Origin of the sequence: Pseudomonas sp. TAA207, from assembly GCF_001529285.1 — a bacterium.
Taxonomy (GTDB): Bacteria; Pseudomonadota; Gammaproteobacteria; order Pseudomonadales; family Pseudomonadaceae; genus Aquipseudomonas; species Aquipseudomonas weihenstephanensis.
Genome location: NZ_LLWJ01000072.1, coordinates 1 through 26,250, shown reverse-complemented (window position 1 = coordinate 26,250; position 26,250 = coordinate 1). Strand labels below are relative to the sequence as shown.

Here is a 26,250-nt window from a genome sequence, read left to right as displayed (position 1 = left end):
ATGCCTGAATTACCTGAAGTTGAAACCACCCGTCGCGGTATCGCTCCTCACCTGGAAGGGCAACGGGTCAGCCGGGTAATTGTGCGTGAACGGCGGCTGCGTTGGCCCATCCCCGAAGACCTGGATGTACGTTTGTCGGGGCAGAAAATCGTATTGGTCGAGCGGCGCGCCAAGTATTTATTGATCAACGCCGAAGTGGGTACGCTGATCAGCCATTTGGGCATGTCGGGCAATTTGCGTCTGGTTGAGGCCGGGTCGCTGGCGGCCAAGCATGAGCATGTGGATATCGAACTGGAGTCCGGGCTGGCCTTGCGCTACACCGACCCGCGCCGGTTTGGCGCGATGCTGTGGACCCACGATGCGCTTAATCACGAACTGCTGATCAAATTGGGGCCGGAGCCACTGACCGACCTGTTTGATGGCGACCGGCTGTTTCAGCTGTCGCGCAAACGTTCCATGGCGGTCAAGCCGTTCATCATGGACAACGCGGTGGTGGTGGGTGTGGGCAATATCTACGCCACCGAAGCGCTGTTTGCCGCCGGCATAGACCCGCGCCGAGAAGCCAAAAGCATCTCGCGGGCCCGCTATTTGAAGCTGGCGATTGAAATCAAACGGATTTTGGCCGCCGCCATTGAGCGCGGAGGCACTACCTTGCGCGACTTTATCGGTGGCGATGGTCAGCCCGGTTATTTTCAGCAAGAACTGTTTGTGTACGGCCGGGCCTACGAGCAGTGCAAGGTATGCGGCAGCGAGTTACGCGAGGTCAAACTGGGCCAGCGCTCCAGCGTATTTTGCCCGCGCTGCCAGTCGTAGACGCAATCACGAAAAACCCTAGCCGCTGACAAGCAGCCCGACGCTGCGTCTGGCAGCGAACCCGTTGTGAGATCAGGTTTGCTCTGCATCGGGCAAGCCGCAAGTCTCATGTCGCAAGGACGTTGGCGAAGTAGCACGCGGCTCTGGCGTAGCCTCGTTCCTTCGGCAACGGCTGCCGACGATACCGACTTACGCTTTGCCGGTTATCGCCCGGTATTTTTCCATCAATTGGGCTTCGGTTTCCGGGTGGGCTTCGTCCAGCGGGATGCAGTCGACCGGGCACACTTGCTGGCATTGCGGCTCGTCGTAATGGCCGACGCACTGGGTGCACAGGTTCGGATCAATGACGTAGATCTCTTCGCCCTGGGAAATGGCGGCGTTCGGACACTCGGGTTCGCAGACGTCGCAATTGATGCAATCGTCGGTGATGATCAGGGACATGGGTACTCCTGCCGGGGCGGTCGGCCCGGGCAACTGAAATCGAATGCGGGCAATTGTGCCGCATTGGCGCCCGCAGTGCACGCGGGCGCCGCTTCAGCGGTCATTTCTTGCGAAAGCGTTCGGTCAATGCGTCCGCGACCACCGGGTGCACGAATTTGCTGATATCGCCGCCCAATGCCGCAATTTCACGGACCAATGTCGACGATATAAACGAATAGCGCTCTGACGGCGTGAGAAACAGGCTCTCGACGTCTGGTGCCAGTTGGCGATTCATGTTCGCCAGCTGGAATTCGTATTCGAAGTCAGACACCGCACGCAGGCCACGCAGAAACACATTGGCGTTCTGCTCTTTGGCAAAGTGCGCAAGCAGGGTCGAAAACCCCACCACTTCGACATTGGGCAGGTGTTTGGTGACTTCACGTGCCAGCTCAACACGCTGTTCCAGAGGGAACAACGGGTTTTTCTTGGTGCTGGCCGCAACAGCAATGATGACGTGGTCGAACAAGCGCGAGGCGCGTTCAACCAGGTCGCCATGGCCCTTGGTAATAGGGTCGAATGTACCTGGGTACAACACTCGGTTCATCGCGTCGTCCTGGCGGGAATCCGTTGGGGAGTCGGATGGTATCGCAGCATTCCCGGTCGGCCAAGTCGCCATTCGCAGAAGAAAGCACTATAGACGCCGCCGAATTCGTCCTTTTTCACGGATTTTCAAGACGCTTGCTTAGCTGAGTCGCCAGTTTTGCAGTGAGCCCATACACCGATAATTGTGGGTTTGCGCCAATGCTGCTGGGGAATAGCGAGCCGTCGTGGACCGATACGTTGCGCAATTGATGATGACGCCCAAGGCTGTCGGTGACCGCCATGTGGGGATTTTCTCCCATAGCGCAACCACCCATGACGTGGGCACTGGCCAGACGTGTCCGATACAACTCCAGGCTCAAACTGTCTATCAGTTCACGCGTTTCACTCAAGTTGTTCACGTAGCGCGCATCGCTGTGCAGCGGCATGACGGCGCTGGCACCCGCCGCAAACTGAATCTCGGCCATGCTGTGGTAAGCGCGTTTCAACCCCTCCCAGACATACGGCGTGAGGCTGTAATCGAGCACCGGGGTGCTGTCATTGCGCAATTGGACGTTGCCGCCGCGACTGTCTGGATGAAAACCGTCGCGCATCAGCGCCAACATCATGTGCGTATTGGGCAGTTGGGCCATGTGTTCGGCGCTGCTCTCGCCGTAGCGGGCGAATAACGTGGCAGCCAGTGCGGGGTGGATCGGCGGTACTTCGAGTTTGTAGCCCATTGAGCCGGTGGTGCCGTCTTTCCACTGAAAATGATCGGAGTAAATCGACTGCGGTGCGCCTTCAAACGCATTAATAGCCGTGGGAAAGGTTGCCGCAGAGAAGTTGACCACATGCAGGAAGGTGCGTTTGCCCAGTGTTTTATGCGGGTCTGGAGCATCTGAGCGCATGAGTAAACCGGGGGTGTTGATGCCTCCGCCCGCGATCACGTAATGCCGCGCCTTGACAGTGATGGTGCGGCCAGTGGGTGTCACGCAACGCGGGTCCATGCCTTGGCACTCAAGGCCGGTGACCTGATCGCCCTTGATTATCAAGCGCTGGGCGCGGGCCAGATACAGCAGCTCGCCGCCTTTTTCGAGGGTCGCAGGGATAGTGGTCACCAGCATGGATTGCTTGGCGTTGGTCGGGCAGCCCATGCCGCAATAGCCCAGGTTCCAGCAACCGCGAACGTTTCGCGCGATTACATGCCAGCTATAGCCGAGCTTTTCGCAGCCGGTGCGGATGACTTGATTGTTGGCATTCGGGGGTATCAGCCACGGCGCTACGCCTAAACGCTGTTCCATCTGCTCGAACCACGGTGCCATTTGTTCGCTGCTGTGGCCGACCACGTGATGTTCGCGAGCCCAGTGTTCAAGGGTTTGCGCGGGAGTGCGAAAGCTGGACGTCCAGTTGACCAGCGTTGTACCACCCACGGCCCGACCTTGCAGGATGCTGATGGCGCCGTCCTGGGTCATGCGGCCTACGCCTTCCTGATACAGGCTGGTGTACGCCTCGCCTTCGAGCATTTTGAAGTCGCTGCTGGTTTTGAGCGGGCCTTCTTCGATGATCAACACTTTGAAACCCGCCGCGCTGAGGATTTCAGCCGTGGTGCCGCCTCCCGCGCCGCTGCCGATGATGGCCACATCAGCGTGCAGCGTCAGGTCGCTGTCCAGTTGTGAGCCGTTGTAGGTTTTCCAGCCTCGGGCCAAGCCTTCGCGAAAGAGATCCGGTACGGGCATTAAGGTGTTCCTTGTCTTTTTATTTTTATGAGTGGCAGGTCGTCTGCTCACTGAAAACCGGTAGGCGCGAACGTGTTTTTATGGGGGCATTCAGACTGTGGGCGGTCCCGGATACCCGCAATGGGCCCAGGACTCTGGCCGCTCGTACCAACTCATCATCACCAGTTGCACCAAGGAGGCGTGACCCATGCGCAGCAGGCTCAGGCTGCTGTTTTGCCAGCGCTCAAGAAAGTGGCGAACCTGCTCAGGGCTGGCGGTTTCCCAGCGGCCCCAGACGCCAGTCAACGGGCCGCGCGTAATGGGCATGGCCACGACGTCGAATAATTGCCGGGTGAGAGTGAACAAGGCGGGTGACAGGCGGTTGAGGTTGTCGTCCAGCGTGTGCAACGTAGCATCGGCAGCGCTGGGCATGAGCGGCGCGGCAGTGCTGGCGGCCAGCATCACCGGAATCAGCGTGCGCAAAAAAGCCAGATCGCTGCTGCGCAGTACCGCAAAGCCGCGGGCGTTGTCACGGGCCGAGCAGCCTGTGAGGCTGGCGCCCAACCCGGCTGTCGCCAGTAGCGCGCTGGCACACAGCCCCACTTTAAGGGCGCCACGACGAGAGAGCAGCGCGTTTTCAACACGGGGTTCGGGCATGGTCGGGCCTCGTTAACGAATGAACAGCTTCTGAACCAAACGCCCCAGCTTTCGCCCATAAGGCGGATAAATGGCCAGTGAGCTGTTCACTCGCTGCTTGGCCAATACGCTCTTGGCATGGCTGAAGGTCAGAAACCCTTCATGGCCGTGGTAACGGCCCATACCGGAAGGCCCGACACCACCAAACGGCAGGTCGTCAACGGCCACATGCAGCAAGGTTTCATTGATGCATACACCACCTGAGTGGGAGTTTTGCAGCACACGCTGTTGCTCAACTTTGTTGTAACCAAAATAGTAGAGCGCTAGCGGTCGCGGCCTCTCAGTGATGTAGGCCAGCGCCTGCTCCAAGTCGCGGTATGCCACGACGGGCAGCAAGGGACCAAAAATTTCCTCCTGCATCACCTGCATGTCGTCGTTGACATCCAGTACCAGGCAGTGGGCCATGCGTCGGCCCTGACCCTGTTCATAAAGAGGGATCAGGCGGGCGCCTTTGGCCACGGCGTCTGTTTTGAGGTGTTCAAGCCGGGCCAGTTGGCGCTCGTTGATGATGGCGGTGTAGTCCGGGTTATCGATCAGCGTCGGGTAGAAGCTGTGCATCACCTGGCGGTAAGCGTCGACAAATCCTTGAACGCGGTTTTCTGGCACCAATACGTAGTCCGGGGCGATGCAAGTCTGCCCGGCGTTCAGGCTTTTGCCCCAGGCAATGCGCTGTGCTGCGTCTTTGAGCGGTACATCGGCCGACACGATGGCCGCAGATTTACCGCCCAGCTCCAGCGTCACGGGGGTGAGGTGTTCAGCGGCGGCACGCATGACCAACTTGCCGACCTGGGTGGAGCCGGTGAACAGCAAGTGATCAAACGCCAGCCCGGAGAACGCAACGGCGACATCGGCTTCGCCCAAGACCACCGCCACACAGTCTTCAGGAAAGATGCGCCCCAGTAAATCTTTGAGCAGGCGCCCGGTGGCCGGGGTGAACTCGCTGAGTTTGAGCATCACCCGATTGCCGGCCGCCAACGCACCGATCAACGGGCCTATTGCCAGATAAAGCGGGTAGTTCCACGGCACGATGATGCCGATCACCCCCAAGGGCTGATACATGACGTGGGCGCTGGCAGGTTGAAACATGACGTCTACGCTGCGGGCAGAGGGTTTCATCCAGCGTTTAAGGTGTTTGAGGGTGTAGTCGATGCCATGCAGGCTGGGCATCAGTTCGGCAAATAAGGTCTCATCGGCGCTGCGATGGCTAAAGTCCTGGCTGATGGCGTCGATTAAGACTTCACGCTCATCACTTAACAGCTGGCGCAGGCTTTTTAGCCATTGCTGACGTTGCTCAAGGGGTGGGTAAGGATGCGCAGCGTAAGCCTGCCGTTGTTTGTCGAGCAGAAGATGCAGATCACTCAGTAAGTCTGAGGCGTCTTTGGGGTAGGCACTGTCGACAGACATGGGTCGCTCCGAGCTGATTTTTATAGGTGTAATTTTTAAGAGAGCAAGGACGTTTCTAGAGCCTATGCTCTAAGTTGTCAATCAGGGGGCCTGCCCGCCGCGATGTTTATCGAACTGAGGTTAGGCCGTAAGATGCCGTCCGTTCTCAAATTAAAGCCCAAGCCTATGGCCACGCGAATAAAAACCAGCCAGCGCATAGTCAACAACAGCCTGGCGTTGTTTAACCAGCTGGGCGAGCGCGCTGTCAGCACCAACCACATTGCCGCCCATATGGAGATATCTCCGGGCAATCTGTATTACCACTTCCCCAACAAGCAGGCGATCATCTCGGTGTTGTTCAACGAGTATGAAGCGCTGGTGCTGAGTTTTCTGCGCCTTCCCGAAGGGCGTTTACCCACCGTTGCGGATAAACATTTTTATTTGCAGCAATTGCTCGATGCCATGTGGCGTTACCGCTTTCTGTACCGCGATATCGAGCACTTGCTGCACAGCGACAGCGAGCTGGCCACCCGATATCGGCATTTTTCACAGCAATGCTTGAAGCAGGCGCAGGCGATTTATTCAGGGTTTGTCGACGCTGGCATTCTCAACATGACGCCACTGCAAATCGAATCGGTGACCCTCAATGCCTGGATCATTCTTACGTCGTGGATCGGTTTTTTGTGCACCACCCGTGAGACGAGTGATCAGCTCAGTGAGCAAGCGATCAAACGGGGTGTTTATCAACTGCTGGTCCTTGAAGCCGGTTTTGTGACCGATCAGGCGCGTGATGCCATTGATGAGTTGATTCAGGAATATTATGTGCCGCTGGACTTTGCGCTAGACGATCACTAACTGCGTTTCACCCCTTCACAGGAGTTCACTATGCCCGTTGCGCAACTGATCAGCCCTCACGCCCTGAAAGAACGTCAGGCGCAACCCGGCCTGATTATTCTGGACTGCCGCTTTGCCCTGGAAGACCCCGACTATGGCCGTTGCAGCTATGGCGAAGGGCATATCGAAGGCGCGCAGTATGCAGATCTGGAACGGGACCTGAGCGGCCCGGTGGTCAAAGGTGTGACGGGCCGTCATCCGTTGCCCGATGCGCGGGCATTGGTTGAGCGCTTGCAGGCGTGGGGCGTCAATGCAGACAGCGACGTGGTGGTGTATGACGACGGACCAGGTGCGTTTGCCGCACGCGCATGGTGGTTGCTTGCCTGGCTGGGCAAGCGCGACGGTGTGTTTATGCTCGATGGCGGTTTGAAAGCGTGGCATGCGGCCGGTTTCTCGTTGAGCCTGGATGCCGTGACGACGCCGCGCGGCACCTTCGAGGGTGCGCCGGATAAACACTTGGTACTGAGTGCCGAGCAGCTGCAAACGCGCCGGGGTGATCCGCAATTGACCTTGATCGATGCGCGCGCGCTGCCGCGTTTTCGCGGTGACGTTGAGCCGATAGACCCTGTTGCAGGGCATATTCCGGGCGCGCAGTGTGCAGCGTTTGGCGAAAACCTCGACAGCACGGGGCGTTTTCTACCGGCTGAGCAACTTAAACAACGCTTTGCTGAAAAACTGGCGGGGCGTTCGTCAGATGCACTGGTGGCATATTGCGGTTCCGGGGTAACGGCGTGCCATAACCTGTTCGCGCTGGCGTTGGCGGGTTATCCACTGGGCAAGCTGTACGCGGGGTCGTGGAGCGAATGGATCAACGATGCGCAACGAGGCGTTGCTACGGGCGATTAAGCTGCGATCGCTACGTCAAATGAGCGTTGTTACGCGCTGAGCGATAGGCCCCCGGGCCAACGCCATAGACCTTCTTGAATTGCCGGCTCAAGTGGCTTTGATCGGCAAAACCCAACTGGGCGGCGACCTGCACGGGTAAACACCCTTGTTGCAACAACGCTCTGGCATGGGCGATGCGTTGTTGCATCAGCCAAGTGTGCGGCGGCATGCCGGTGGCCCGTTGAAACACGCGCGCAAAGTGAAACGGCGACAGATTGACCGCCGCAGCCAGTTCTTCCAGCGACGGCGGCTGTGCCAAACGCGTCTGCAACAACTCTTTGGCTTGATTCACCGCGCGGTGTTCGACACCGGGTTTGGCGGGCGTGGGTAATCGAGCGTGGCGATGCAGCAAGGCAAACATCATCTGGCGCCACACCGTTTGTTGTTGCAGCGCTGATTCCGGGCCTTCGAGCAATTGATGTAACTGGCACAACCCGCTGAACAGTTCAGGGTCTTGCAGCAAGGTGTCATTGAACAGGGGCAGGTGTGCGCCGGGCAGTTCCAGTTCGGCCAGCAAGCGGTGCATTTGCGCGTTATCCGGGTAGAAAGCGCGATAACGCCAGCCTGCGTCATGCCCCTTGTGACCGTTATGCACCTCGTCGGGGTTGATCAACACCAGCGTGCCCGTGGCCGCCAGATGCTCTGCACCGCGATAGCGATAACGCTGGGCGCCCGCCATGATCATGCCGATCACAAAGCCATCATGCACATGCGGCACAAAGCGGTGTTCGATGTAGCGAGCGGTGAGCAACTCGACGCCCGCCAAGGGGGGCGTTTGCCAAAACCGGATGGACTCACCCTGCTCGCTGTCCATCACGCCGAACCGCAGTGCAGGGAAGCCAGCCATTGTGGAATGCGCCGCTCAAGATAGTACTGGGGCGTCCTCAGCGAGCCTTCGATGAAACCGACATGCCCGCCTTTGGCGTGCAGCTCCAGCTCAGTGTCGGGCGCCAGCTCGCAGGCCTCGGGAATACTGTGTGTGAAGACAAACGGATCGTCTTGGGACTGGATAATCAGTGTCGGCGTTTGAATAGCCCCCAGAAAATAGCGACTGGAGGCGCGACGGTAGTAATCGTCGACATTCAAATATCCGTTGAGCGGGGCCGTGACGCGGTCGTCGAACTCCCAGAACGTGCGCATTTTGCCCAAGGATTTGAGCGTGCCCAGTTCGGCCAGTGTGGCCAGCCCTTCCTGTTTGGCATCGTGCTCAAACTGGCGCTGCTTGTTTTTGACGTACGCCACCATCTCACGCATGAAGTGAGCCTGATACACCCTGGAAAACCCCAGGCCAATGCGGTCGGCGCACTGGTCGAGGCGAAAGGGCACCGACACCGCCACGGCGCCTTGCAGCTCACTGGCCGCCCCCGTTTCGCCCAGGTACTTGAGCAACACGTTGCCCCCCAGCGAATAGCCCACGGCATACAGCGGTGCCAGTGGGTATCTGGCCCGCAGGTGAGCCACCGCGGCGGCCAGGTCTTCACTGGCGCCGGAGTGGTAACTGCGGGCCAGTAAGTTGGGCTCGCCGGAACAGCCGCGCCAGTTCAGGGCGACGCTGACCCAGCCTTGCGCCGCCAATGCGCGCTGCTGGCCCACGATGTAGTGCGAAGCCGAAGAGCCGGTCAGGCCATGCAGCAGCAACACCAGCGGCGCATAGGCTGACGGGGTGCCGTGCCAATCCAGGTCCAGAAAGTCGCCGTCGTCCAGCCACAGGCGCTCACGCTGATGATCAATGAGCGGTTTGGTGCGCCACAACGGTCCCCACAGCGTTTGGACATGAGGATTTCCAAGGCCCGAAGCCGGGGTAAACGGTTGAGCAGGTATGACAGGGGAAGCGATGTCGCGCACTTGGGTTCTCATCGGGTAGCGGGGACAGGGGTGTGCTTAAGTTGCCACAACGCAGACCCGTGCCCAAGTGTTGTGTGCTTGCCTTGAACGGGTCAATTGGTGGAGGTGCAGCCGTTTTGTGCAATCGCCTCGGGAGTGCTTATCTCAGGCAGCGGTAATTGTTCAACCCGGGGGCCTGAGGTCAGGCTGACCCAGCCGTCCGCCTTGAAGTGGCGATTCATGGCTGCTTTTATCTGTTCGGGGGTCATTTTTTGAACTTCACGGGTTTTGTACTCGAAGCTCAAGGGCTGGTTAAACCGGTTGATAATCGACAGTTCGTTACGCATCTCCTTGTTGGTCGAGGTGAGCTGTGGCAGAGCTTTGTTCAAGTATTTTTTGATGTCGTCCAACTCTTCATCCGTAGGCCCGTCCCGCAAAAAAGTGGCAAACAGGGTTTTGATGTGGGCCATTGTGTCGAGGCTGTAGCGTGACGGCGTGTTGAGATGAATGACCCACGGCGCTGAGCCCCGCACCTGAGCAATATCGGACGAAACGCCGTAGGTGACACTGTGCTGCTCACGCAAATGCTCATTCAGGATCTGGTTGAACACCACATTACCAATGCGTAAAGCCACTGTGTCGGGGTGCTGATGGGGCACTGCATCTTGCGCCATCATGATCAGGGTGTTTGTGCTGTCATCCTCGGTATGCAACGTGTTGTCTGTGTTTGCCAATGCAACCAGTACTGCCGGAGCAGGCAGTGCGGGACCTGCCGGCAAGGCATCGGCCAAAGCCTTGCTCATCCTTTGGGCTTGTTCGGGCGTAAGGTCGCCGACAATCGTAATTTGCGCGTTGGCAGCGGTATACGCGCGGCGGTAGAACGCGAGCAAGTGCGCAGCCTCAATAGGTTCGATGCTGGCGGGTGAGCCATACACTGAGCGCAACGTGGGGTGATCGGCGTACAGCGCGTGGTGAATGCGTGTCAGTGCTCGTGCGTACGACGTTTCCTGTTCGGCTTTAAGCAGTAAGCCGAGTTCATATTTGACCCGGCGTATGGCGTCAACGCTCAGCCCGGGTTGAGCGAGCATTTCGGTGAATAAAGCCATTGCAGGGTCTGCTATTTCGCGCGCACTCAGGGTGCGCAGCGTGAAAAAGCTTTGCTCTTTGCTGATCCCGTTGCCCATTACCACGCCCAGATTGTCGAACCCCCTGGCCAGGGCCGTGGCGTCTTTTAGCGTGGAGCCTTCGTTGAAGAGAGCCAGCATCATGGCTGCCAGCCCGGGTGTGTCGCCATCTTGATAGCTGCCTGCTGCAAAGCTGATTTTCAGGTCGATCATCGGCAAATTGTGGTTTTCGACAAATAGCACTTTAGTGCCTTGCGCAAGCTTCCAGGCTTTGATGACTGGCAAGCGGTGCACCACCGACGGCTCCTTCAGCTCGCGCAGTGATTGCAGGTGAGCGCTGGGCGCGGCAGGTGTGGCGTTAGCGTATGCCGCGCAGACTTGGGCAACGCACAGCAGGGCTAGCACGCACGCGGTTTTACAGCGTGCGATAAAGTTTGGGTTATTCATGAGCACGCTCCAGAGGCAGTACAGCGCTGGTGGTTAAACGATCACGGACCAAAAAGCGCTGCGCGGTACGCTGTATGTCCTCTGGGGTAATGGACTTCATGACATCCAGACGCGCTTGTTCTGTGCGCCATGAAAGGTCGGCAATTTCCAGCTCGCCGAGGTGAAGTGCATGGTCATGTAGCTCGTCGCGCTTAAACACTTGTTGGGCAATAAGCTGCGTGCGCGCTCGCTCAAGGTCTTCGAGGGCGGGAGGCGCATTTTTCAGTGAGTCGATAACGGCCCAGATACGCTGGGTGGCAGCGTCTGTGGAGTTGGCCTTCTCAAGGTCAGGAAAGCTGGTGATGCTGAACAATTCATCACTGCGGCTGATGGCGTTATATTCCGCTGTGACTGCAATCAGAAGCGCTTCGTTATGCACTAATTGAGCGTTGAGCAAGGCGCTGCGTCCTCCCGCGAGCAGTTCCCTGAGCAGCTCCAGCGACGGGGCAGTCCGCGGGTCTGTTTGGGTGCTCATGCTCGGTACGTTGAAGAGCATGTGCAACATGGCCGGTTGATGCGCAAAGTATTGGGTGATTTTGCGCTCGCCCGGTGCCGCCACTTCGAGCGCTATTTTGTTCACGGGTACCTCACGCCGGGCAATACCCCCGAAGTAACGCTCGGCCAGTGCCTTGACGTGCTCTGTCTCAATACCGCCTGTGACGACCAAAATGGCGTTGTTAGGTGCGTACCACCTGCGATACCAATGTTGCAGCTCCTCGACGTTCAGTCGATCGAGGTCGTGTTTCCAGCCGATGGTCGGGTTGCCTGCCGCGCTGGAAGGGCTGGCAATGCGCAGTGTCATTTCCAGCCCTCGTTGCACGTGGCTGTTGTCAACGGACTCACTGCGCTCGTTTTTGATCACTTCGCGCTCCCCCAACCATTGCGCGGCGGACAGGTGGGCTGTGCTCATTCGATCGGCCAGTATTTCAAAGCTCACGCCGAGCGCATGCGGGGCCAGGGTTTGAAAGTACAGCGTGGTGTCATTACGCGTGGTTGCATTGTCGCTGCCGCCCAGGGTCTGGAGAATATGGTCGCCCTCACCCGAACAGAGTTTGCTGCTGCCGTTGAACACCATATGTTCCACTGCGTGCGATATGCCTGACTGCCCCGGCGGTTCGTTGTTTGAGCCGACGCGATACCACAGATGCGTATGCACCACGGCCGAACGGTGGTCTTCGTGAACAATGAGTTTTAGCCCGTTATCCAGGATGAACTCTTGGGTGGAAGGCGCGGGGATAGCAAAGGCTGTCGCTGGTAGCCACAGCGTGATCAGCCAGCGACCGAGTATCGAACGTTTCATGAGGGGCAATCCTTAAGTGTTCTGCGTGTATGTCAGAACAGGTTGGATCAACCCTCAGGCTGCAAGGTGGTACATAGCTATCAGGCCGTATTCACAGGTATTTTGATCAGGCTGTGCGCGGCAAGACGTAGGCGACGCTCAAGCGTTCTGGAGTGAAGTACAGGCTGGCGACGCGCTGGATGTCCTGGGCCGTAATGCTTTGAAGTTGTTGCGCTTCGCTATCGCTCAACGTCCAGGATTGGCCAATGACGTGCAGGTTGCCAATGATTGATGTCTGGGTCTCAAGGGTCTCTAGCTCACTGAGCTTCTCAATGGCCTGTTGTTGGGCGTACGCCAGCGTGAGGGTGTCCAGTGTCTGGGTTTTGAGGGTCTCCAGCAGCTGTTTGATCTCCAGCTCGATGTGCTGCAACGACAGTGCTGTGTGCTCACCCGCAGTGGCGGCGATCAGGAAAAGGTCATCCGAACGGCGATACGCTGGCAGGCGCGTAATAACGCTGCTCAACGTTGCCTGGCCTTCAGATAAGCGGCCGGGTAACCAAGCCTCGGGCCCTGAGGTCAGCAGCGCACTGATGACTTGCAGGGCTCGCATGTCGCGCACGTCAGCGACGGTGGCCAGGCTCGGTACATTGAAGGCCATTTGCAGCCGTTGACGCGCGGTATCGAGGTGTTCAGTCAGTGCGCGCGGGTCTGTTTGTACGTCGCTTGCGGCTTGATCGAGGCGAGCCAAACCATCGACCCGCGGGATATCCCCGAACAGGCGCTGAACCACGGGTTGGATTTCTTCAAGCGAGACATCGCCAACAATCACCAGAATAGAGTTGTCAGGGGCGTAGCCGTTTTTGTGCCAACCCAACACGTCGTCAATCGTGATGCGCTCAAGATCGGCGATGTCGCCAAACTTGTAGGCTTTGCCGGCGTTCGGAAAAATGAGTTGTTCGAACGCGGGTGTAATCCAGTAATCAGAGGTGAAATAGGGTTCACCCAACTCCAGTGTCTGGGTGTGCTTGATGCCCGCATTGAGACGTTCTTGCGACAGTGCCGGCGCGAGCATTCGCATCGCCAGCAGGTTCAGCATCGGGGCTAGCGCTGCGCGGGGTGCTTCGAGGCTGTAGGTGCTCACATCGTAATCGAGCCAGCCGTTGGCCACGCCGCCTGACGCCTTCACCAGCGCTTTGTCTTTGAATGCTGCGCTGCCTGTCAGATAAGCCAGACCGCGCTGGCCTGGGCGTTCATTGCGGGTGCCGATTTTATGAAATAACGATGCACAAAATGCAGCGGTGCGGTGGTCTTCGCGCACGATCACCTGCAAGCCGTTGTCGAGGGTGAACGTATGGGTCGGTTTCGCGGTAAAGAGTGTCATTTTCACATTCCATTGCTCTGGGACGCGCTTGTGCGCGTACGACTGATAGAGGCGGCAGAATGCGGGACAGAGCACTTAGGCGTGCGGTAGATAAATAGTGCGCAAGGTAAGAAATCAGTGCGGATGTGTCGGGTAGACGGGGCGGGAGGCGCAACAGGTCGCTGGGCAGAGCGCCAAACAGCCAGCACACCGTTTATAGGTGCGCTGGCTGGGTTCACGTTTTACGCTTGAAGCGCTTCACGCTGCCACAGGGCATAGTTTACGCCCCCGGCTTTTTGTTCGCGGTGCAGGCGCCAATTGGTGGGCAGGCCCAGTTCAGAGGGGCGCAGTTCACTTTCGGTGTATACCCACGCCTCGTCTGCCAACCAGCCGCGTTGTTCCAGCAAGTCGCACGCAGGCTTGAGCAGGTCTTTGTGGAACGGCGGGTCGAGGAACACCACGTCAAAGGTGTCACTGGGCGTTGCATCCAGGTAGCGCAGGGCGTCGGTTTGCTGCACTTCACCCACTGTGCAGCGCAGGATGCCCATGTTTTCGCGGATGTTGGAAATCGCATCGCGGTTGCTGTCCAGCGCCACGCCTTTGGCAGCGCCGCGGGACATGGCTTCGAGGAACAGCGCGCCGCTACCGGCAAACACGTCCAGAACCTTGGCGCCGCCGATGTGCGGTGCCAGCCAGTTGAACAGGGTTTCACGGACCCGGTCGGGTGTAGGACGCAGACCTTCTACGTGGGGGAAGTCCAGCTTGCGGCTGCGCCATTCCCCGCCAATGATGCGTAACTGACCCGCACCCGAGTGCGATGTGTTTTTTGGCTTTGCCATTAATGCTCCGGAACCCCAAGAGGTTGCTCTGAAGGTTTGTCGGTTGGAGGTGGCAGTGGTTTTTGCGGCACGGTTGGGCCGGCGGTCACTACGACCATTTTGTCGGCGCTCAGGTGCTTGTTCATGGCGGCCTTGACCTGCTCGGTAGTCAGGTTCTGGGACTGCTGCATGAAGGTTTCGAGATAGTCCAAAGGCAAATCGTAGAAGCCCATTGCGCCCAGTTGGCCGACGATTGCCGCGTTGCTGGCGGTGGACAGCGGGAAGCTGCCTGCCAACTCACGCTTGGCATCGTCGAGTTCTTTTTGCGTCGGACCTTGTTTCAGGTAGTCGGCCAGAATGTCTTGCACCAGTTTGAGCGTGCCTTCGCTCAGTTCGGCGCGTGTTTGCAGGTTAATCATGAACGGGCCGCGCGCTTGCATCGGGCTGAAGCCTGAGTAAACGCCGTAGGTCAGGCCACGTTTTTCACGTACTTCGGTCATCAGGCGCGTGCCGAAACCGCCACCGCCCAGCACCTGGTTGCCCAATGACAGTGCCGCGTAGTCCGGGTCGTCACGGTCAATGCCCAATTGCGACAACAGCAAGTGAGTTTGCTTGGACGGGAACTCAATGTGGGTAGCGCCCGCTTTGGGTTCGCCCGGTTGTACGGTTTTGGGCAGCGCCGGGCCTTTAGGCAGTGCAGCTGAAACCTGCGCCGCCATCGCCTGGGCTTCTTCACGCGACAGATCACCCACAATCGCGATCACCGCATTGCCTGCGGTGTAAGCCTTGTTGTGGAAGGCTTTGAGCTGATCGGCGGTGATCGACGCGATACTGTCAGCGTTGCCATCGCTGGCATGGGCGTACGGGTGGTTGCCGTACAGGCGCTTGAACAGTTCATCGCTGGCCAGTTTGCCGGGGTTTTGCTTCTGGAACTCAAAGCTGGCCAGCAACTGATTTTTGATGCGCGCCAGCGAGTCGGCCGGGAACGTCGGTTTGCCAATCACTTCAGCGAACAGGTTAAGCGCCGGGGCACGTTTGGCCGGGTCGCTCAGGCTGCGCAGCGAGACCACCGCCATGTCGCGATAGGCGCCGTTGCCAAAATCAGCGCCCAGGCCTTCAAAGCCCTGGGCAATCGCGCCGACATCTTTGCCCGCCACGCCTTCGTTGAGCATGGCATTGGTCAGCAAGGCCAGGCCGGGCGTGTTGTCGTCCTGGCTACTGCCGGCGGCAAAAGTCAGGCGCAGGTCGAACATCGGCAGTTGCCGGGCTTCGACAAACAGCACTTTGGAACCCTCGGCGGTTTTCCAGGTTTGCACGTTCATCGCGCGATGGCTGGGGGCCTTGCCGTCGAGTTCGGCCAGCGACTCGAGCGTGTGCCCGGCCTTGGCGTTTTCAAGTGCGGGGCTGGCCACGGACACGGCCGGGCTGGCGAAGTAATAGCCGAGTGCGCCGACCAGGACTGCGGTGGTCAGGCCGAGCAGGGCGTAGCGGGGACCTTTACGCTCACTCATGGGTTTTCTCCTCGGGCAGTACATGCGCAACGCTCAGACGGTCGCGAGTGAAATAGGTACGCGCGGCTTGCTGGATGTCGGCCGGGGTCACTTTTTGCAAGTCTTGCAGTTCAGTGTCCATCAGCTTCCAGGACAAACCGACGGTTTCGAGTTGACCAATAGAGGTGGCTTGGGAGGTGATCGAGTCACGCTCGTAGACCAGCCCGGCGATCACTTGGGCGCGCACGCGCTCCAGTTCTTGCGCGGTAGGCGGCGTTTTTTTCAGCTCATCGAGCAGGCGCCATACACCCGCTTCGGCTTGAGCCAGGGTGACTTTCTTCTGGCTGTTGGGCATGGCGCTGAGCAGGAACAGGCTGTCGCCACGGGTGAAGGCGTCGTAGCTCGACGAAGCGCCGGACACCAGTTCTTCACCACGCTCCAGCTGTGTCGGCATGCGCGCGCTATAGCCGCCATCCAGCAAGGCTGAAATCAGGCGCAAGGCGTTGGCGGTGACCGGGTCTTTGGCGGTCGACACGCTCGGTACGTTGAAACCCATCATCAGGCTTGGCAGTTCGGTTTGAACGTGAACTTTGAGCAACCGTTCGCCGGGGGTCGCCAGTTCAAGCGGTGCCTTGGCAATTGGAATGTGCCGCTGAGTTACCGGGCCGAAATAACGCTGGGCCAGCTTTTTGACTTCATCCGGGGTCACGTCACCCACCACCACCAGTGTGGCGTTGTTGGGGGCATACCACTCTTCATACCAGGCACGCAGCTCGGCAACGTTCATGCGCTCCAGGTCAACCATCCAGCCAATGGTCGGCGTGTGGTAGCCACTGGAGGGGTAGGCCATTGCGCTGAACAGCTCGTAAGCTTTGCTCATGGGCTGGTCATCGGTGCGCAGGCGGCGCTCCTCTTTAATGACTTCGATTTCGCGCTTGAACTCTTCTGGCGGCAGACGCAGGCTGGCCATGCGGTCAGCTTCAAGCTCGAACGCCACACCCAGGCGGTCGCGGGCCAGCACTTGGTAATAGGCGGTGTAGTCATCGCTGGTAAAGGCGTTTTCCTGTGCGCCGAGGTCGCGCAGGATCAACGAGGCTTCGCCGGGACCGACTTTGTTACTGCCTTTGAACATCATGTGTTCAAGGGCGTGCGACAGACCGGTCTTGCCGGGCGTCTCGTAACTGGAGCCCACCTTGTACCAGACCTGTGACACCACCACCGGCGCACGGTGATCTTCGCGCACGATGACTTTAAGGCCGTTGTCCAGGCGGAACTCGTGGGTAGGCTGCGGTTCGGCCGCCAGGGCCGAAAGCGGGAGGCAAACTGTGCTGAGCAACAGGCCAGCAGCGCGGCGGGCTAGAGCATTCATTCGTTTTTAAACCTGTTGGGCTGCCCGCTTGGCCTTAGCGTCGGCGGGTGAGGAGGTGCTAGGATACTGATCCGTTTTACTGGCGGCCACGTCTATCCGGCCTTTGACGATCAGGCGACGTTTGATCGGGCAGTATAGAAGCCCGCTTGGCGATGTGGATGCATGTCGGTAAATTTCATGTTTTTGCCGATTTTTCTGTTCAAAGTCCGAGTAAAGACGAAGTTTCGCAGGTGTTTTTTACCCTTCGACTAAGTTGTGTGCGAACGAGCTGACGAAAATACAGTCTTTTTCACACCGAATATTATTTGCCGGGGCGCCACAGTGGCGCGTCGCTACGATGAGATAGCCGTCCTCCATGTTTGGTTCCAACGACGACAAGAAGAACCCAGCCAAGGCTGGCGAGAAAAAAGGCCTGTTCGGGTGGCTGCGCAGAAAGCCGCAGGAAACCGTCGTTGAGCAGCCATCTGCTCCCGAAGTCACGCCCGAGCCGCTGATCGAACCCACGCCCGTCGTGATCGAAACGGTGCGTGAAGTGGCAGTGCTCGCTGAGCCTGAACCAACGCCTGCTGCCGAGCCGCCAATTACGCATCAACCGTGGCCAACTCTGCCGGTGGCAGAAGAGCCGGTTGCGCTGGTTGAGGACGTGCAAGCGCCGCATGTTGTACCGCCGATTCCTGTGCCCGAGGTTGAGGTGGCGGTTGAGCCGGTGATTGCGCCTGCGCCTGTGATCGAAGTGCTTGAAGTGCTTGAACCCGTCCTAGAGCCTGTCGAGCCAGAGCCAGAGCCAGAGCCAGAGCCAGAGCCAGAGCCAGAGCCAGAGCCAGTCGCGGTCATCGCGCCAGTCGCGGTTGTACAACCGGCTGCGGTCCCTGCACCTGTCGTGCAGGCACCGCCCGCTGTCATTGAAGCGCCTGCGCCCAAAGCCGAACCGGTTCCAGAAGCTAAAAGCGGTTTCTTCTCGCGCCTCAAGCAAGGCCTTTCGAAAACCAGCGCCAGCATCGGCGAGGGCATGGCGAGCCTGTTTCTGGGCAAAAAAGCCATTGATGACGACCTGCTTGAAGAGATCGAAACCCGCTTGTTGACCGCTGACGTGGGCGTTGAAGCCACCTCGGTGATCATCAAGAACCTGACGCAAAAGGTTGCCCGCAAGCAACTGACCGACGCCGATGCGCTCTACAAATCCTTGCAGGACGAGCTGGCGGCGATGCTCAAGCCGGTCGAACAGCCACTGAAGATCGAATCACAGAACAAGCCTTTCGTGATTTTGGTGGTGGGCGTCAACGGTGCGGGTAAAACCACCACCATCGGCAAATTGGCCAAGAAGCTGCAACTCGAAGGCAAGAAAGTCATGCTCGCTGCGGGCGATACCTTCCGTGCGGCTGCCGTTGAGCAGTTGCAAGTGTGGGGCGAGCGCAACAACATTCCGGTGATTGCACAGCACACGGGCGCTGATTCGGCGTCGGTGATTTTCGACGCCGTGCAGGCCGCCAAAGCCCGTGGCGTGGACGTGTTGATTGCTGACACCGCCGGGCGCCTGCACACCAAAGACAACCTGATGGAAGAGCTGAAAAAGGTGCGCCGCGTGATCGGCAAGCTCGACGCAGACGCGCCACACGAAGTGCTGCTGGTGCTCGACGCGGGCACCGGCCAGAACGCGATCAGCCAGGCCAAGCAATTCAACCAGACCGTCGCGCTCACAGGGCTTGCCTTGACTAAGCTTGACGGTACGGCCAAAGGCGGGGTGATTTTCGCGCTGGCCAAGCAATTCAGCATCCCGATCCGCTTTATCGGTGTCGGTGAAGGCATCGACGATTTGCGCACCTTTGAATCCGAACCCTTTGTCCAAGCTCTGTTTGCGGAGCGGGAGCGTCCATGATTCGTTTCGAGCAGGTCGGTAAACGCTATCCAAATGGACATGTGGGCCTGCACGAGCTGAGCTTTCGGGTCCGCCGTGGCGAATTCCTTTTTGTGACCGGCCATTCTGGCGCGGGCAAAAGCACGTTGTTGCGCCTGTTACTGGCGATGGAGCGGCCCACCAGCGGCAAACTGCTGCTGGCCGGCCAGGACCTGAGCCAGATCAGCAATGCGCAGATCCCGTTTCTGCGTCGTCAGATTGGCGTGGTGTTCCAGAACCACCAACTGCTGTTTGATCGCACCGTGTTCAACAACGTAGCCTTGCCGTTGCAGATTCTTGGGTTGTCCAAGGCTGAAATCGCCAAACGCGTTGATTCGGCGCTGGAGCGCGTATCGCTGTCGGATAAAACCGATTTGTACCCTGGCGACTTGTCCACCGGCCAACAACAGCGCGTGGGTATTGCGCGCGCAATCGTGCATCGCCCGGCCTTGCTGCTGGCCGATGAACCCACCGGTAACCTCGACCCGCGTCTGGCGGCGGAAATCATGGGCGTATTCGAAGACATCAACCGTTTGGGCACCAGCGTCCTGATCGCCAGTCACGACCTGGCCCTGATCGCCCGCATGCGCCACCGCATGCTGACCTTGCAGCGCGGCCGATTGATCGGTGACGGGGAGGCAGGGCAATGAGTGCAACACGCAGCCCCAAAGTGTCTGAGCGCGTAGCCCCCAAGGCTGCCGATCCACAGCCGTCGAAGAAAAAACACGATGAAGACGACGGGCCAACCTTTGGCATGTTGTTTCACGCCTGGATCGAAGCGCATCGCGCCAGTCTGCTCGACAGCCTGCGACGTTTAGGCAAACAGCCGATTGGCAGCTTTTTCACCTGCCTGGTGATGGCGGTGGCGCTGAGCTTGCCGATGGGCCTGTCGTTGTTGCTCAACAACGTAGAGCGCCTGGGCGGTTCGTGGCAGCGTGCGGCACAGATTTCGCTGTATCTGCAGATGGACGCCAGTGGTGATCAAGGCGAACAGCTGAGCAATCAGATAAAAGGTATGTCAGGGGTCGCGGACGCTGAATTCATCAGCCGCGAAAAAGCCCTCGAAGAGTTCCAGCAGCAGTCAGGGCTGGGCGAAGCGCTTAAAGAGCTGCCGGATAACCCTCTGCCCGGCGTAGTGCTGGTGACCCCCAATCAGGTTGACAAAGCCACCCTTGAAGCCCTTCGCGAGCGTCTTTCCGAGCTGCCGAAGGTGCAACAGGCGCAGCTTGATCTAGTCTGGGTCGAGCGCCTGGCGGCCATTCTGAAGTTGGGTGATCGTTTTGTGTTCGGTTTGACGGTGTTGCTGGTCTCGGCGCTGTTGCTGGTCATCGGTAATACGATTCGCCTGCATATTGAGAACCGCCGAGTCGAAATCGAGGTCACCAAGCTGGTCGGTGGCACTGATAGCTATGTGCGTAGGCCGTTTCTATACATGGGTGCGCTTTATGGTTTGGGCGCTGGCGTACTTTCGTGGGGCGTTTTGGCCTTTGGCCTGAACTGGCTCAACGACGCGGTTGTGGGGCTTGCCGGGTTGTACGGCAGTAATTTTGCACTGGCCGGTGTGCCGGTAGCCGATGGTCTGTCTCTCTTGCTTGGCGCGGTGCTGTTAGGGTATATCGGTGCATGGATTGCGGTAGCACGTCATTTACGTGAGCTTTCACCCAAGTAGTTTCATTTTTACCTGTTGACCTTTTCAGCTTATGTGGGAACTTTTTTCGTGGTTCCCGGTCAATTTTCGCAGTGCTGAACTGCACGAGTTATGTGAGTCGGAGGTTTTTCGTATGACCACTTCTTTGCAACCTGCGTATGCGTTAGTCCCTGGTGCGAACCTTGAGGCCTACGTAAACACCGTGAACAGCATTCCACTGCTGACACCGGAGCAGGAGCGTGAACTGGCCGAGAGTCTCTATTATGAGCAGGATCTTGAGGCGGCTCGGCAGATGGTGCTCGCCCACCTGCGTTTTGTTGTACACATTGCCCGCAGTTATTCGGGCTATGGCTTGGCACAGGCTGACCTGATCCAGGAAGGTAACGTTGGCCTGATGAAAGCGGTTAAACGCTTTAACCCTGAAATGGGTGTGCGTCTGGTGTCGTTTGCGGTGCACTGGATCAAAGCCGAAATTCACGAATTCATCCTGCGTAACTGGCGGATCGTGAAAGTGGCCACCACCAAGGCTCAGCGCAAACTGTTCTTCAACCTGCGCAGCCAGAAAAAACGTTTGGCCTGGCTGAACAACGATGAAGTGCATCGTGTGGCTGAAAGCCTGGGTGTTGAGCCTCGCGAAGTGCGCGAGATGGAAAGCCGGTTGACTGGCCATGACATGGCGTTCGACCCGGCCGCCGAAGCTGACGACGACAGTGCGTTCCAGTCGCCAGCCAATTATCTGGAAGACCACCGTTACGACCCGGCGCGTCAACTGGAAGATGCTGACTGGACCGATAACTCCACCAGCAACCTGCACGAAGCGTTGGAAGTGCTGGACGACCGCAGCCGCGACATTCTCTATCAGCGCTGGTTGGCTGAAGAGAAAGCCACGCTGCATGACCTGGCGCAGAAGTACAACGTGTCTGCCGAGCGTATTCGTCAGCTGGAAAAAAGCGCGATGAACAAGCTCAAACTGTCGATTGCCGCCTAAACCGGCCCGATAAAAAAACGCCCCGATCATTTGGGGCGTTTTTGTATGCGCAACCCCGTAGGAGCTGCCGAAGGCGGCGAGCTTCAGCGACCATGCTCGGCCCTATCCTTTAGGCGCGTGATTACTCAGCCCACGGCGCCTTACGCGAATTATTCAGCGTATCGAGATAGCTATCGCCCCCCAGCTGGCGCATTTGCTGGCGGATCCAGGCGGCTCGCGTGCTCACATACGGCGTCGGGTGACTGGCACTCCAGTTGCGCGGGTTAGGCAGCACGGCGGCCAGTTGGCTGGCCTGCTGGCGACTCAAACGTGCAGCGCTTACACCAAAATGATGCTGTGCGGCCGCTTCTGCACCGAACACGCCGTCATCCCACTCAGCACTGTTGAGGTACACCTCAAGGATTCGCTGCTTGGGCCACAGCACTTCGATCAATGCTGTAAACCAGGCTTCCAGACCTTTGCGCAGCCAACTGCGGCCCGACCACAAAAACACATTCTTCGACACTTGCTGACTGAGTGTGCTGGCCCCGCGCAGTGTGCCGCCGCGCTCGTTGTGCACAAAAGCGGCGCGAATGGCGCTGAAATCAAAGCCCCAATGCTCGGCGAACTTCTGGTCTTCCCCGGCAATCACGGCCACTTTCAACTCGTTGGAGATTTCATCCCAGGGGCGCCAGCTGCGTTGCAAGTCGATGGGCTGGCCATCGAACCAGGATTCAACCTTGCGCTCGACCATCAGCGCGGTGCCTGGTGGTGGCACCCACCGAAAGATTAAAACGAGCAACGCGCTGCCCGCTGCGAACCACAGCAAGGCTTTGAGCAAACGATGAACCAGTAAACGCAGCATAGATGGCTTGGCCGAACCCGTTGAGCGGGCCATTATACAGACCCTGCGTCATTCGATGATCCTGAGGGGAATGTTCCATGTTGCGCGTATTTCTGATGTTGGCTGCCTTCTTTGGTTTTACCGGCGTGGCCTTGGGCGCGTTTGCCGCGCATGGCTTGAAGGGCCGCTTGAGCGAGCAGTACCTGGCCATTTTTCACACCGGCGTGACCTATCAGTTGGTCCATACCCTCGCCATTATCGGTGTAGCGCTGCTCGCGACGCAGTTGCAAAGCCGTTTGGTGACGTGGGCCGGTATCTGCTTCACGCTGGGGATCGTGTTGTTTTCCGGCAGTTTGTACCTGCTGACCCTGAGCGGTATCAGCAAGCTGGGCATCATCACACCGATTGGCGGCGTCGCCTTTTTGGCCGGCTGGTTGTGTCTGGGGCTGGCCGCCTGGCGCCTGAGCTGAACCTGCAAGATGAATGGCTTGGGTCGACCTGATGGATCGGGCTAGAATGCTGGCCCCCTAAAAACGAAGGCAGCGTCGCGCATGCGCATTCAGTTGAACGGTGAACCCTTTGAGCTGCCGGACGGCGAGACCGTCGCGGCCCTTTTGGCGCGGCGCGAGCTGACCGGCCGTCGCGTGGCAGTTGAGCTGAACCTGGACATCGTCCCGCGCAGCCAGCACGCACAGACCGTGCTCAAAGAGGGTGACCAGGTTGAAGTGGTGCACGCCATCGGTGGCGGCTAGGCTGCGGGCCGACGTTTGAACCCAGCCCCACTGAGAACTCACATTCCAAGAGGATTACCGATGAGCAATGTTCGCAGCGACAAGCCGTTTACTTTAGCCGGCCGTACCTACCAATCGCGTTTGCTGGTAGGCACTGGCAAGTACCGTGACCTTGAAGAAACCCGTTTGGCCATCGAAGCCTCGGGTGCTGAAATCGTCACGGTGGCGGTTCGTCGCACCAACATTGGTCAGAATCCCGGTGAGCCGAACCTGCTCGATGTGCTGCCGCCCGACCGTTACACCATCCTGCCGAACACGGCCGGTTGCTTTGACGCCATTGAAGCGGTGCGCACCTGCCGTTTGGCCCGTGAGCTGCTTGACGGCCACAACCTGGTCAAGCTGGAAGTGCTGGCCGACCAGAAGACCCTGTTTCCTAACGTGATCGAAACCCTCAAGGCCGCCGAAGTGCTGGTCAAGGAAGGGTTTGACGTGATGGTTTACACCAGCGATGACCCGATTATCGCCCGCGAGCTGGAAGCCATGGGCTGCGTGGCCGTGATGCCACTGGCCGGCCTGATCGGCAGCGGTCTGGGCATCTGCAACCCGTACAACCTGCGGGTCATCCTTGAAGAAGCAAAAATTCCGGTGTTGGTGGATGCGGGCGTAGGCACAGCCTCCGACGCGACAATCGCCATGGAAATGGGCTGCGAAGCGGTGCTGATGAACTCGGCCATCGCCAATGCCCAGCACCCGATCATCATGGCTCAAGCCATGAAGTACGCCATTGAGGCGGGTCGTTTGGCCTATCTGGCCGGGCGCATGCCGAAAAAACTCTATGCCAGCGCCTCCTCGCCGCTGGATGGTCTGATCAAGTAAGAGCCCCTGATGACTGAACCACTCGATACCCCAACCCCGGAAGAAGGCGAAGATCGCCAGCACCGTCGCATCAAGAGCTTCGTGATGCGTGCCGGGCGCATGACCGAAGGCCAGCAACGTGGCCTCGATCAAGGCACGCCGCTGTATGTATTGCCGTTGGCCGATGCGCCGGTGGATTACGACCAGGTGTTCGGTCGTTCTGCGCCGCGCACCCTGGAAATCGGCTTTGGCATGGGGCACTCCCTGCTGGAAATGGCTGCTGCTTCGCCTGAGCAAGACTTCATTGGGGTCGAGGTTCACCGCCCGGGTGTGGGCGCACTGCTCAATGGCGTGTTGACCCAGGGCCTGACCAACTTGCGCGTCTACGACTGTGACGCCATTGAAGTGCTGACCCGTTGCGTGGCCGATAACAGCCTGGATCGTCTGCTGTTGTTCTTCCCGGACCCGTGGCACAAGAGCCGTCACCACAAGCGCCGCATCGTACAAGCGTCGTTTGCCGAACTGGTGCGTTCCAAGCTGAAAGTGGGCGGTGTGCTGCACATGGCCACTGACTGGGAACCTTACGCCGAGTACATGCTGGAAGTGATGAACGTGGCGCCGGGTTATCGCAACCTGGCTGAAGACGGCCTCTGTGTGCCGCGTCCTGCTGAGCGTCCGATCACCAAGTTCGAACGTCGTGGCGAACGTCTTGGGCATGGCGTGTGGGACTTGAAGTTCGAAAAACTGGCCTAAGCCGTTTTTCAATGACCGGCCTCAGCCCTGAGGCCGGTTTCTTTGCGCGACGACCGTCGCCTTGCACTACAAAACAAACCTCACACGTTTACTCAGCGCAATCAGCAATGGGGCCGCGACCAGCGCCAGGCCGATGACCAGCAGTGCAAGCAGATTGCCGTAGGCCATACCCGCTGCCAGGGCGCCCACAATAAACAATGGATGAATGTAGTACACCGCCGAGGACACCTTGGCCGGTACGTTGCTGGTCGACGCCCTGAAGTACACACACGCCAGCATGAACAGCGCAGGAGTGAGGATGGGCAGCGAGAACATAAAGTCGAAGTACAGCTGTGGATTGGCCCGCAGCGAGTAGTTTGTGTACGACTCGGCCAGCATCAACGCAGTGCCGGATACCAGCCAGATCCACACCACAGGGCGTGTAACGGTCTGAGTGATTTTATGCTTGGCAAACACAAACCCCAGGCACATGAACGGGAAGCCCATAAACAGGAAGTTGCGCGCGGCGTAATCGTTTTGATTGAAGTGTTGCAAGAAAGGGTTGGGCAGCAAGTAGTAAACGCGCATGTATTGCAGCGTCAGACCGATCAGGTAGGCGATCAGCGCTAACGTGATCAGCCGCTGGGTTGGCGCGTGTCGCAGGGCATACAGAATCAAGCCGCCGCCGAGCATACCCACCAGATACCAGAGGTGGAAATAACCGATCAGCAAAGACTTCACCACACCCAGTACGCCTTTGAGACTGCCCAGCGTGGCCGGATCGACGTAAAACGGGCTGTAAATCAGCATCCAGAACAGGTACATCCACAGCCCGCGCTGGAACCACTTGCTGAAAGAATGGCCTTCGCTGAGGGTGTGGAACAGGTAATACCCGTTGATGATGAAAAAAACCGGTACTGCGACCCTAAACAACCCGTTGCCCAGCATGTAACCGATGGCAGTGTCATTGCCGCCGAAGACCTTGCAGTGCAACGCGACGACACAAATCGCCAGCACAACCTTTAGCGCATCGAGATTGCCATTCAAAACCTTCGGCATGGGCGGTGCTCACAGTAAGCGATACCCAAGCGTAGCCCACAATTTGTAGCCGCTGGCGCAGCGATCGCAAATGCGGAGGTCACGGTTTAGCAGGTGGGCTGAGTGCGCGAGTTCAACGACGGCTTCGGCAGCTACTACGAAGTTGGGAGGTGGTTGACTCGCACTTGTAGCCGCTGCCGAAGGCTGCGTCCGATTGCGCAGCGATCGCAAATGCTGAGGGCACGGTTTAGCAGGTGGACTGAGTGCGCGGGTTCAACGACGGCTTCGGCAGCTACTACGAAGTTGAGAGGTAGTTGACGCACACTTGTAGTCGCTGCCGAAGGCTGCGTTCGATTGCGCAGCGATCGCAAATGCTGAGGGCACGGTTTAGCAGGTGGACTGAGTG

26 protein-coding genes are annotated in these 26,250 nt (G+C 58.6%); 11 read left to right on the top strand and 15 right to left on the bottom strand.

The window, feature by feature from the left end; translation table 11 throughout:
* Positions 1-813 (top strand): bifunctional DNA-formamidopyrimidine glycosylase/DNA-(apurinic or apyrimidinic site) lyase, encoded by an 813-nt coding sequence (mutM, locus tag AP059_RS19875; RefSeq protein WP_048364017.1) that lies wholly within the window; start codon positions 1-3, stop codon positions 811-813.
* Positions 814-1,002: 189 nt separating this feature from the next.
* Here the strand turns inward: mutM and AP059_RS19870 are convergent, their stop codons facing one another.
* The 5 genes from AP059_RS19870 to AP059_RS19850 all read right to left on the bottom strand — a co-directional run bounded on the left by AP059_RS19870 (position 1,003) and on the right by AP059_RS19850 (position 5,627).
* Positions 1,003-1,254, bottom strand: coding sequence for a YfhL family 4Fe-4S dicluster ferredoxin (locus tag AP059_RS19870; protein ID WP_048364018.1), 252 nt, complete (start codon positions 1,252-1,254; stop codon positions 1,003-1,005).
* Between the two features lie 100 nt (positions 1,255-1,354).
* Complete coding sequence (coaD, locus tag AP059_RS19865) at positions 1,355-1,837, bottom strand: pantetheine-phosphate adenylyltransferase (protein WP_019409197.1); 483 nt, start codon at positions 1,835-1,837, stop codon at positions 1,355-1,357.
* 115 nt (positions 1,838-1,952) lie between these two features.
* Positions 1,953-3,548: a GMC family oxidoreductase gene (locus tag AP059_RS19860; RefSeq protein ID WP_059765611.1), complete on the bottom strand. Its 1,596-nt coding sequence runs from the start codon at positions 3,546-3,548 to the stop codon at positions 1,953-1,955.
* Between the two features lie 90 nt (positions 3,549-3,638).
* A complete protein-coding gene (locus AP059_RS19855; protein WP_059765609.1) occupies positions 3,639-4,184 on the bottom strand; it encodes a hypothetical protein in 546 nt (181 codons plus the stop codon).
* A 12-nt stretch (positions 4,185-4,196) separates the two neighbouring features.
* Complete coding sequence (locus AP059_RS19850) at positions 4,197-5,627, bottom strand: coniferyl aldehyde dehydrogenase (protein WP_059765607.1); 1,431 nt, start codon at positions 5,625-5,627, stop codon at positions 4,197-4,199.
* A gap of 165 nt (positions 5,628-5,792) precedes the next feature.
* On the opposite strand from AP059_RS19850, the gene AP059_RS19845 reads away from it, so the two are divergent.
* Together AP059_RS19845 and AP059_RS19840 are read left to right on the top strand one after the other, a co-directional pair.
* Positions 5,793-6,461, top strand: a complete 669-nt coding sequence (locus tag AP059_RS19845) for a TetR/AcrR family transcriptional regulator (protein ID WP_059765604.1) — start codon at positions 5,793-5,795, stop codon at positions 6,459-6,461.
* Between the two features lie 30 nt (positions 6,462-6,491).
* Positions 6,492-7,346: a sulfurtransferase gene (locus AP059_RS19840; RefSeq protein ID WP_059765602.1), complete on the top strand. Its 855-nt coding sequence runs from the start codon at positions 6,492-6,494 to the stop codon at positions 7,344-7,346.
* Between the two features lie 10 nt (positions 7,347-7,356).
* Here the strand turns inward: AP059_RS19840 and AP059_RS19835 are convergent, their stop codons facing one another.
* The 8 genes from AP059_RS19835 to AP059_RS19800 all read right to left on the bottom strand — a co-directional run bounded on the left by AP059_RS19835 (position 7,357) and on the right by AP059_RS19800 (position 17,135).
* Positions 7,357-8,199, bottom strand: coding sequence for an AraC family transcriptional regulator (locus tag AP059_RS19835; RefSeq protein WP_177332422.1), 843 nt, complete (start codon positions 8,197-8,199; stop codon positions 7,357-7,359).
* Positions 8,199-9,230, bottom strand: a complete 1,032-nt coding sequence (locus AP059_RS19830) for a hydrolase (protein ID WP_256209963.1) — start codon at positions 9,228-9,230, stop codon at positions 8,199-8,201. The genes AP059_RS19835 and AP059_RS19830 overlap by 1 nt, the downstream gene beginning before the upstream one ends.
* A 92-nt stretch (positions 9,231-9,322) precedes the next feature.
* On the bottom strand, positions 9,323-10,780 hold the full coding sequence (locus AP059_RS19825) for a M16 family metallopeptidase (protein WP_059765596.1): 1,458 nt from the start codon (positions 10,778-10,780) through the stop codon (positions 9,323-9,325).
* Positions 10,773-12,119, bottom strand: coding sequence for a M16 family metallopeptidase (locus tag AP059_RS19820; protein ID WP_059765594.1), 1,347 nt, complete (start codon positions 12,117-12,119; stop codon positions 10,773-10,775). Before AP059_RS19820 ends, AP059_RS19825 begins: the two co-directional genes overlap by 8 nt.
* Positions 12,120-12,225: 106 nt before the next feature.
* Entirely contained in the window at positions 12,226-13,479 is a 1,254-nt protein-coding gene (locus AP059_RS19815; protein WP_059765592.1) for a M16 family metallopeptidase, read from the bottom strand.
* A 221-nt stretch (positions 13,480-13,700) separates the two neighbouring features.
* Positions 13,701-14,297 (bottom strand): 16S rRNA (guanine(966)-N(2))-methyltransferase RsmD, encoded by a 597-nt coding sequence (gene rsmD, locus AP059_RS19810; RefSeq protein WP_059765590.1) that lies wholly within the window; start codon positions 14,295-14,297, stop codon positions 13,701-13,703.
* Positions 14,297-15,787 (bottom strand): M16 family metallopeptidase, encoded by a 1,491-nt coding sequence (locus tag AP059_RS19805; protein WP_059765588.1) that lies wholly within the window; start codon positions 15,785-15,787, stop codon positions 14,297-14,299. The genes rsmD and AP059_RS19805 overlap by 1 nt, the downstream gene beginning before the upstream one ends.
* Positions 15,780-17,135: a M16 family metallopeptidase gene (locus tag AP059_RS19800; protein WP_059765586.1), complete on the bottom strand. Its 1,356-nt coding sequence runs from the start codon at positions 17,133-17,135 to the stop codon at positions 15,780-15,782. Before AP059_RS19800 ends, AP059_RS19805 begins: the two co-directional genes overlap by 8 nt.
* 355 nt (positions 17,136-17,490) lie before the next feature.
* Between AP059_RS19800 and ftsY the strand changes: the two genes are divergently transcribed.
* From ftsY to rpoH, 4 genes are all read left to right on the top strand, one after another.
* On the top strand, positions 17,491-19,011 hold the full coding sequence (ftsY, locus tag AP059_RS19795) for a signal recognition particle-docking protein FtsY (protein ID WP_059765584.1): 1,521 nt from the start codon (positions 17,491-17,493) through the stop codon (positions 19,009-19,011).
* Entirely contained in the window at positions 19,008-19,679 is a 672-nt protein-coding gene (ftsE, locus tag AP059_RS19790) for a cell division ATP-binding protein FtsE (protein WP_048364033.1), read from the top strand. Before ftsY ends, ftsE begins: the two co-directional genes overlap by 4 nt.
* Positions 19,676-20,698 carry a permease-like cell division protein FtsX gene (ftsX, locus tag AP059_RS19785; RefSeq protein WP_048364034.1) on the top strand — a complete coding sequence of 341 codons (1,023 nt, stop codon included), beginning with the start codon at positions 19,676-19,678 and terminating at the stop codon, positions 20,696-20,698. Before ftsE ends, ftsX begins: the two co-directional genes overlap by 4 nt.
* A gap of 112 nt (positions 20,699-20,810) precedes the next feature.
* On the top strand, positions 20,811-21,665 hold the full coding sequence (gene rpoH / locus AP059_RS19780; protein ID WP_048364291.1) for an RNA polymerase sigma factor RpoH: 855 nt from the start codon (positions 20,811-20,813) through the stop codon (positions 21,663-21,665).
* Positions 21,666-21,786: 121 nt separating this feature from the next.
* Here the strand turns inward: rpoH and mtgA are convergent, their stop codons facing one another.
* Positions 21,787-22,542, bottom strand: coding sequence for a monofunctional biosynthetic peptidoglycan transglycosylase (gene mtgA / locus AP059_RS19775; RefSeq protein ID WP_082706846.1), 756 nt, complete (start codon positions 22,540-22,542; stop codon positions 21,787-21,789).
* Positions 22,543-22,586: 44 nt separating this feature from the next.
* Between mtgA and AP059_RS19770 the strand changes: the two genes are divergently transcribed.
* The 4 genes from AP059_RS19770 to trmB all read left to right on the top strand — a co-directional run bounded on the left by AP059_RS19770 (position 22,587) and on the right by trmB (position 24,827).
* The gene (locus AP059_RS19770; RefSeq protein ID WP_048364036.1) at positions 22,587-22,958 is read left to right on the top strand and encodes a DUF423 domain-containing protein; all 372 of its coding nucleotides are present in this window, start codon (positions 22,587-22,589) and stop codon (positions 22,956-22,958) included.
* 81 nt (positions 22,959-23,039) lie between these two features.
* Positions 23,040-23,240, top strand: coding sequence for a sulfur carrier protein ThiS (thiS, locus tag AP059_RS19765; protein WP_048364037.1), 201 nt, complete (start codon positions 23,040-23,042; stop codon positions 23,238-23,240).
* A gap of 60 nt (positions 23,241-23,300) precedes the next feature.
* On the top strand, positions 23,301-24,095 hold the full coding sequence (locus tag AP059_RS19760; protein WP_048364038.1) for a thiazole synthase: 795 nt from the start codon (positions 23,301-23,303) through the stop codon (positions 24,093-24,095).
* A 9-nt stretch (positions 24,096-24,104) separates the two neighbouring features.
* Entirely contained in the window at positions 24,105-24,827 is a 723-nt protein-coding gene (trmB, locus tag AP059_RS19755; protein WP_048364039.1) for a tRNA (guanosine(46)-N7)-methyltransferase TrmB, read from the top strand.
* A 66-nt stretch (positions 24,828-24,893) separates the two neighbouring features.
* On the opposite strand, the gene AP059_RS19750 is transcribed toward trmB, so the two are convergent.
* Positions 24,894-25,865, bottom strand: coding sequence for an acyltransferase family protein (locus AP059_RS19750; RefSeq protein WP_059765583.1), 972 nt, complete (start codon positions 25,863-25,865; stop codon positions 24,894-24,896).
* Positions 25,866-26,250 lie beyond the last annotated feature (385 nt).

Bases quoted from the DNA above. Each gene is read 5' to 3' on its own strand.
- mutM (WP_048364017.1), top strand. From the start codon at position 1: ATGCCTGAATTACCTGAAGTTGAAACCACCCGTCGCGGTATCGCTCCT.
- AP059_RS19870 (WP_048364018.1), bottom strand. From the start codon at position 1,254: ATGTCCCTGATCATCACCGACGATTGCATCAATTGCGACGTCTGCGAA.
- coaD (WP_019409197.1), bottom strand. From the start codon at position 1,837: ATGAACCGAGTGTTGTACCCAGGTACATTCGACCCTATTACCAAGGGC.
- AP059_RS19860 (WP_059765611.1), bottom strand. From the start codon at position 3,548: ATGCCCGTACCGGATCTCTTTCGCGAAGGCTTGGCCCGAGGCTGGAAA.
- AP059_RS19855 (WP_059765609.1), bottom strand. From the start codon at position 4,184: ATGCCCGAACCCCGTGTTGAAAACGCGCTGCTCTCTCGTCGTGGCGCC.
- AP059_RS19850 (WP_059765607.1), bottom strand. From the start codon at position 5,627: ATGTCTGTCGACAGTGCCTACCCCAAAGACGCCTCAGACTTACTGAGT.
- AP059_RS19845 (WP_059765604.1), top strand. From the start codon at position 5,793: ATGGCCACGCGAATAAAAACCAGCCAGCGCATAGTCAACAACAGCCTG.
- AP059_RS19840 (WP_059765602.1), top strand. From the start codon at position 6,492: ATGCCCGTTGCGCAACTGATCAGCCCTCACGCCCTGAAAGAACGTCAG.
- AP059_RS19835 (WP_177332422.1), bottom strand. From the start codon at position 8,199: ATGGACAGCGAGCAGGGTGAGTCCATCCGGTTTTGGCAAACGCCCCCC.
- AP059_RS19825 (WP_059765596.1), bottom strand. From the start codon at position 10,780: ATGAATAACCCAAACTTTATCGCACGCTGTAAAACCGCGTGCGTGCTA.
- AP059_RS19820 (WP_059765594.1), bottom strand. From the start codon at position 12,119: ATGAAACGTTCGATACTCGGTCGCTGGCTGATCACGCTGTGGCTACCA.
- AP059_RS19815 (WP_059765592.1), bottom strand. From the start codon at position 13,479: ATGACACTCTTTACCGCGAAACCGACCCATACGTTCACCCTCGACAAC.
- rsmD (WP_059765590.1), bottom strand. From the start codon at position 14,297: ATGGCAAAGCCAAAAAACACATCGCACTCGGGTGCGGGTCAGTTACGC.
- AP059_RS19805 (WP_059765588.1), bottom strand. From the start codon at position 15,787: ATGAGTGAGCGTAAAGGTCCCCGCTACGCCCTGCTCGGCCTGACCACC.
- AP059_RS19800 (WP_059765586.1), bottom strand. From the start codon at position 17,135: ATGAATGCTCTAGCCCGCCGCGCTGCTGGCCTGTTGCTCAGCACAGTT.
- ftsY (WP_059765584.1), top strand. From the start codon at position 17,491: ATGTTTGGTTCCAACGACGACAAGAAGAACCCAGCCAAGGCTGGCGAG.
- ftsE (WP_048364033.1), top strand. From the start codon at position 19,008: ATGATTCGTTTCGAGCAGGTCGGTAAACGCTATCCAAATGGACATGTG.
- ftsX (WP_048364034.1), top strand. From the start codon at position 19,676: ATGAGTGCAACACGCAGCCCCAAAGTGTCTGAGCGCGTAGCCCCCAAG.
- rpoH (WP_048364291.1), top strand. From the start codon at position 20,811: ATGACCACTTCTTTGCAACCTGCGTATGCGTTAGTCCCTGGTGCGAAC.
- mtgA (WP_082706846.1), bottom strand. From the start codon at position 22,542: ATGGCCCGCTCAACGGGTTCGGCCAAGCCATCTATGCTGCGTTTACTG.
- AP059_RS19770 (WP_048364036.1), top strand. From the start codon at position 22,587: ATGTTGCGCGTATTTCTGATGTTGGCTGCCTTCTTTGGTTTTACCGGC.
- thiS (WP_048364037.1), top strand. From the start codon at position 23,040: ATGCGCATTCAGTTGAACGGTGAACCCTTTGAGCTGCCGGACGGCGAG.
- AP059_RS19760 (WP_048364038.1), top strand. From the start codon at position 23,301: ATGAGCAATGTTCGCAGCGACAAGCCGTTTACTTTAGCCGGCCGTACC.
- trmB (WP_048364039.1), top strand. From the start codon at position 24,105: ATGACTGAACCACTCGATACCCCAACCCCGGAAGAAGGCGAAGATCGC.
- AP059_RS19750 (WP_059765583.1), bottom strand. From the start codon at position 25,865: ATGCCGAAGGTTTTGAATGGCAATCTCGATGCGCTAAAGGTTGTGCTG.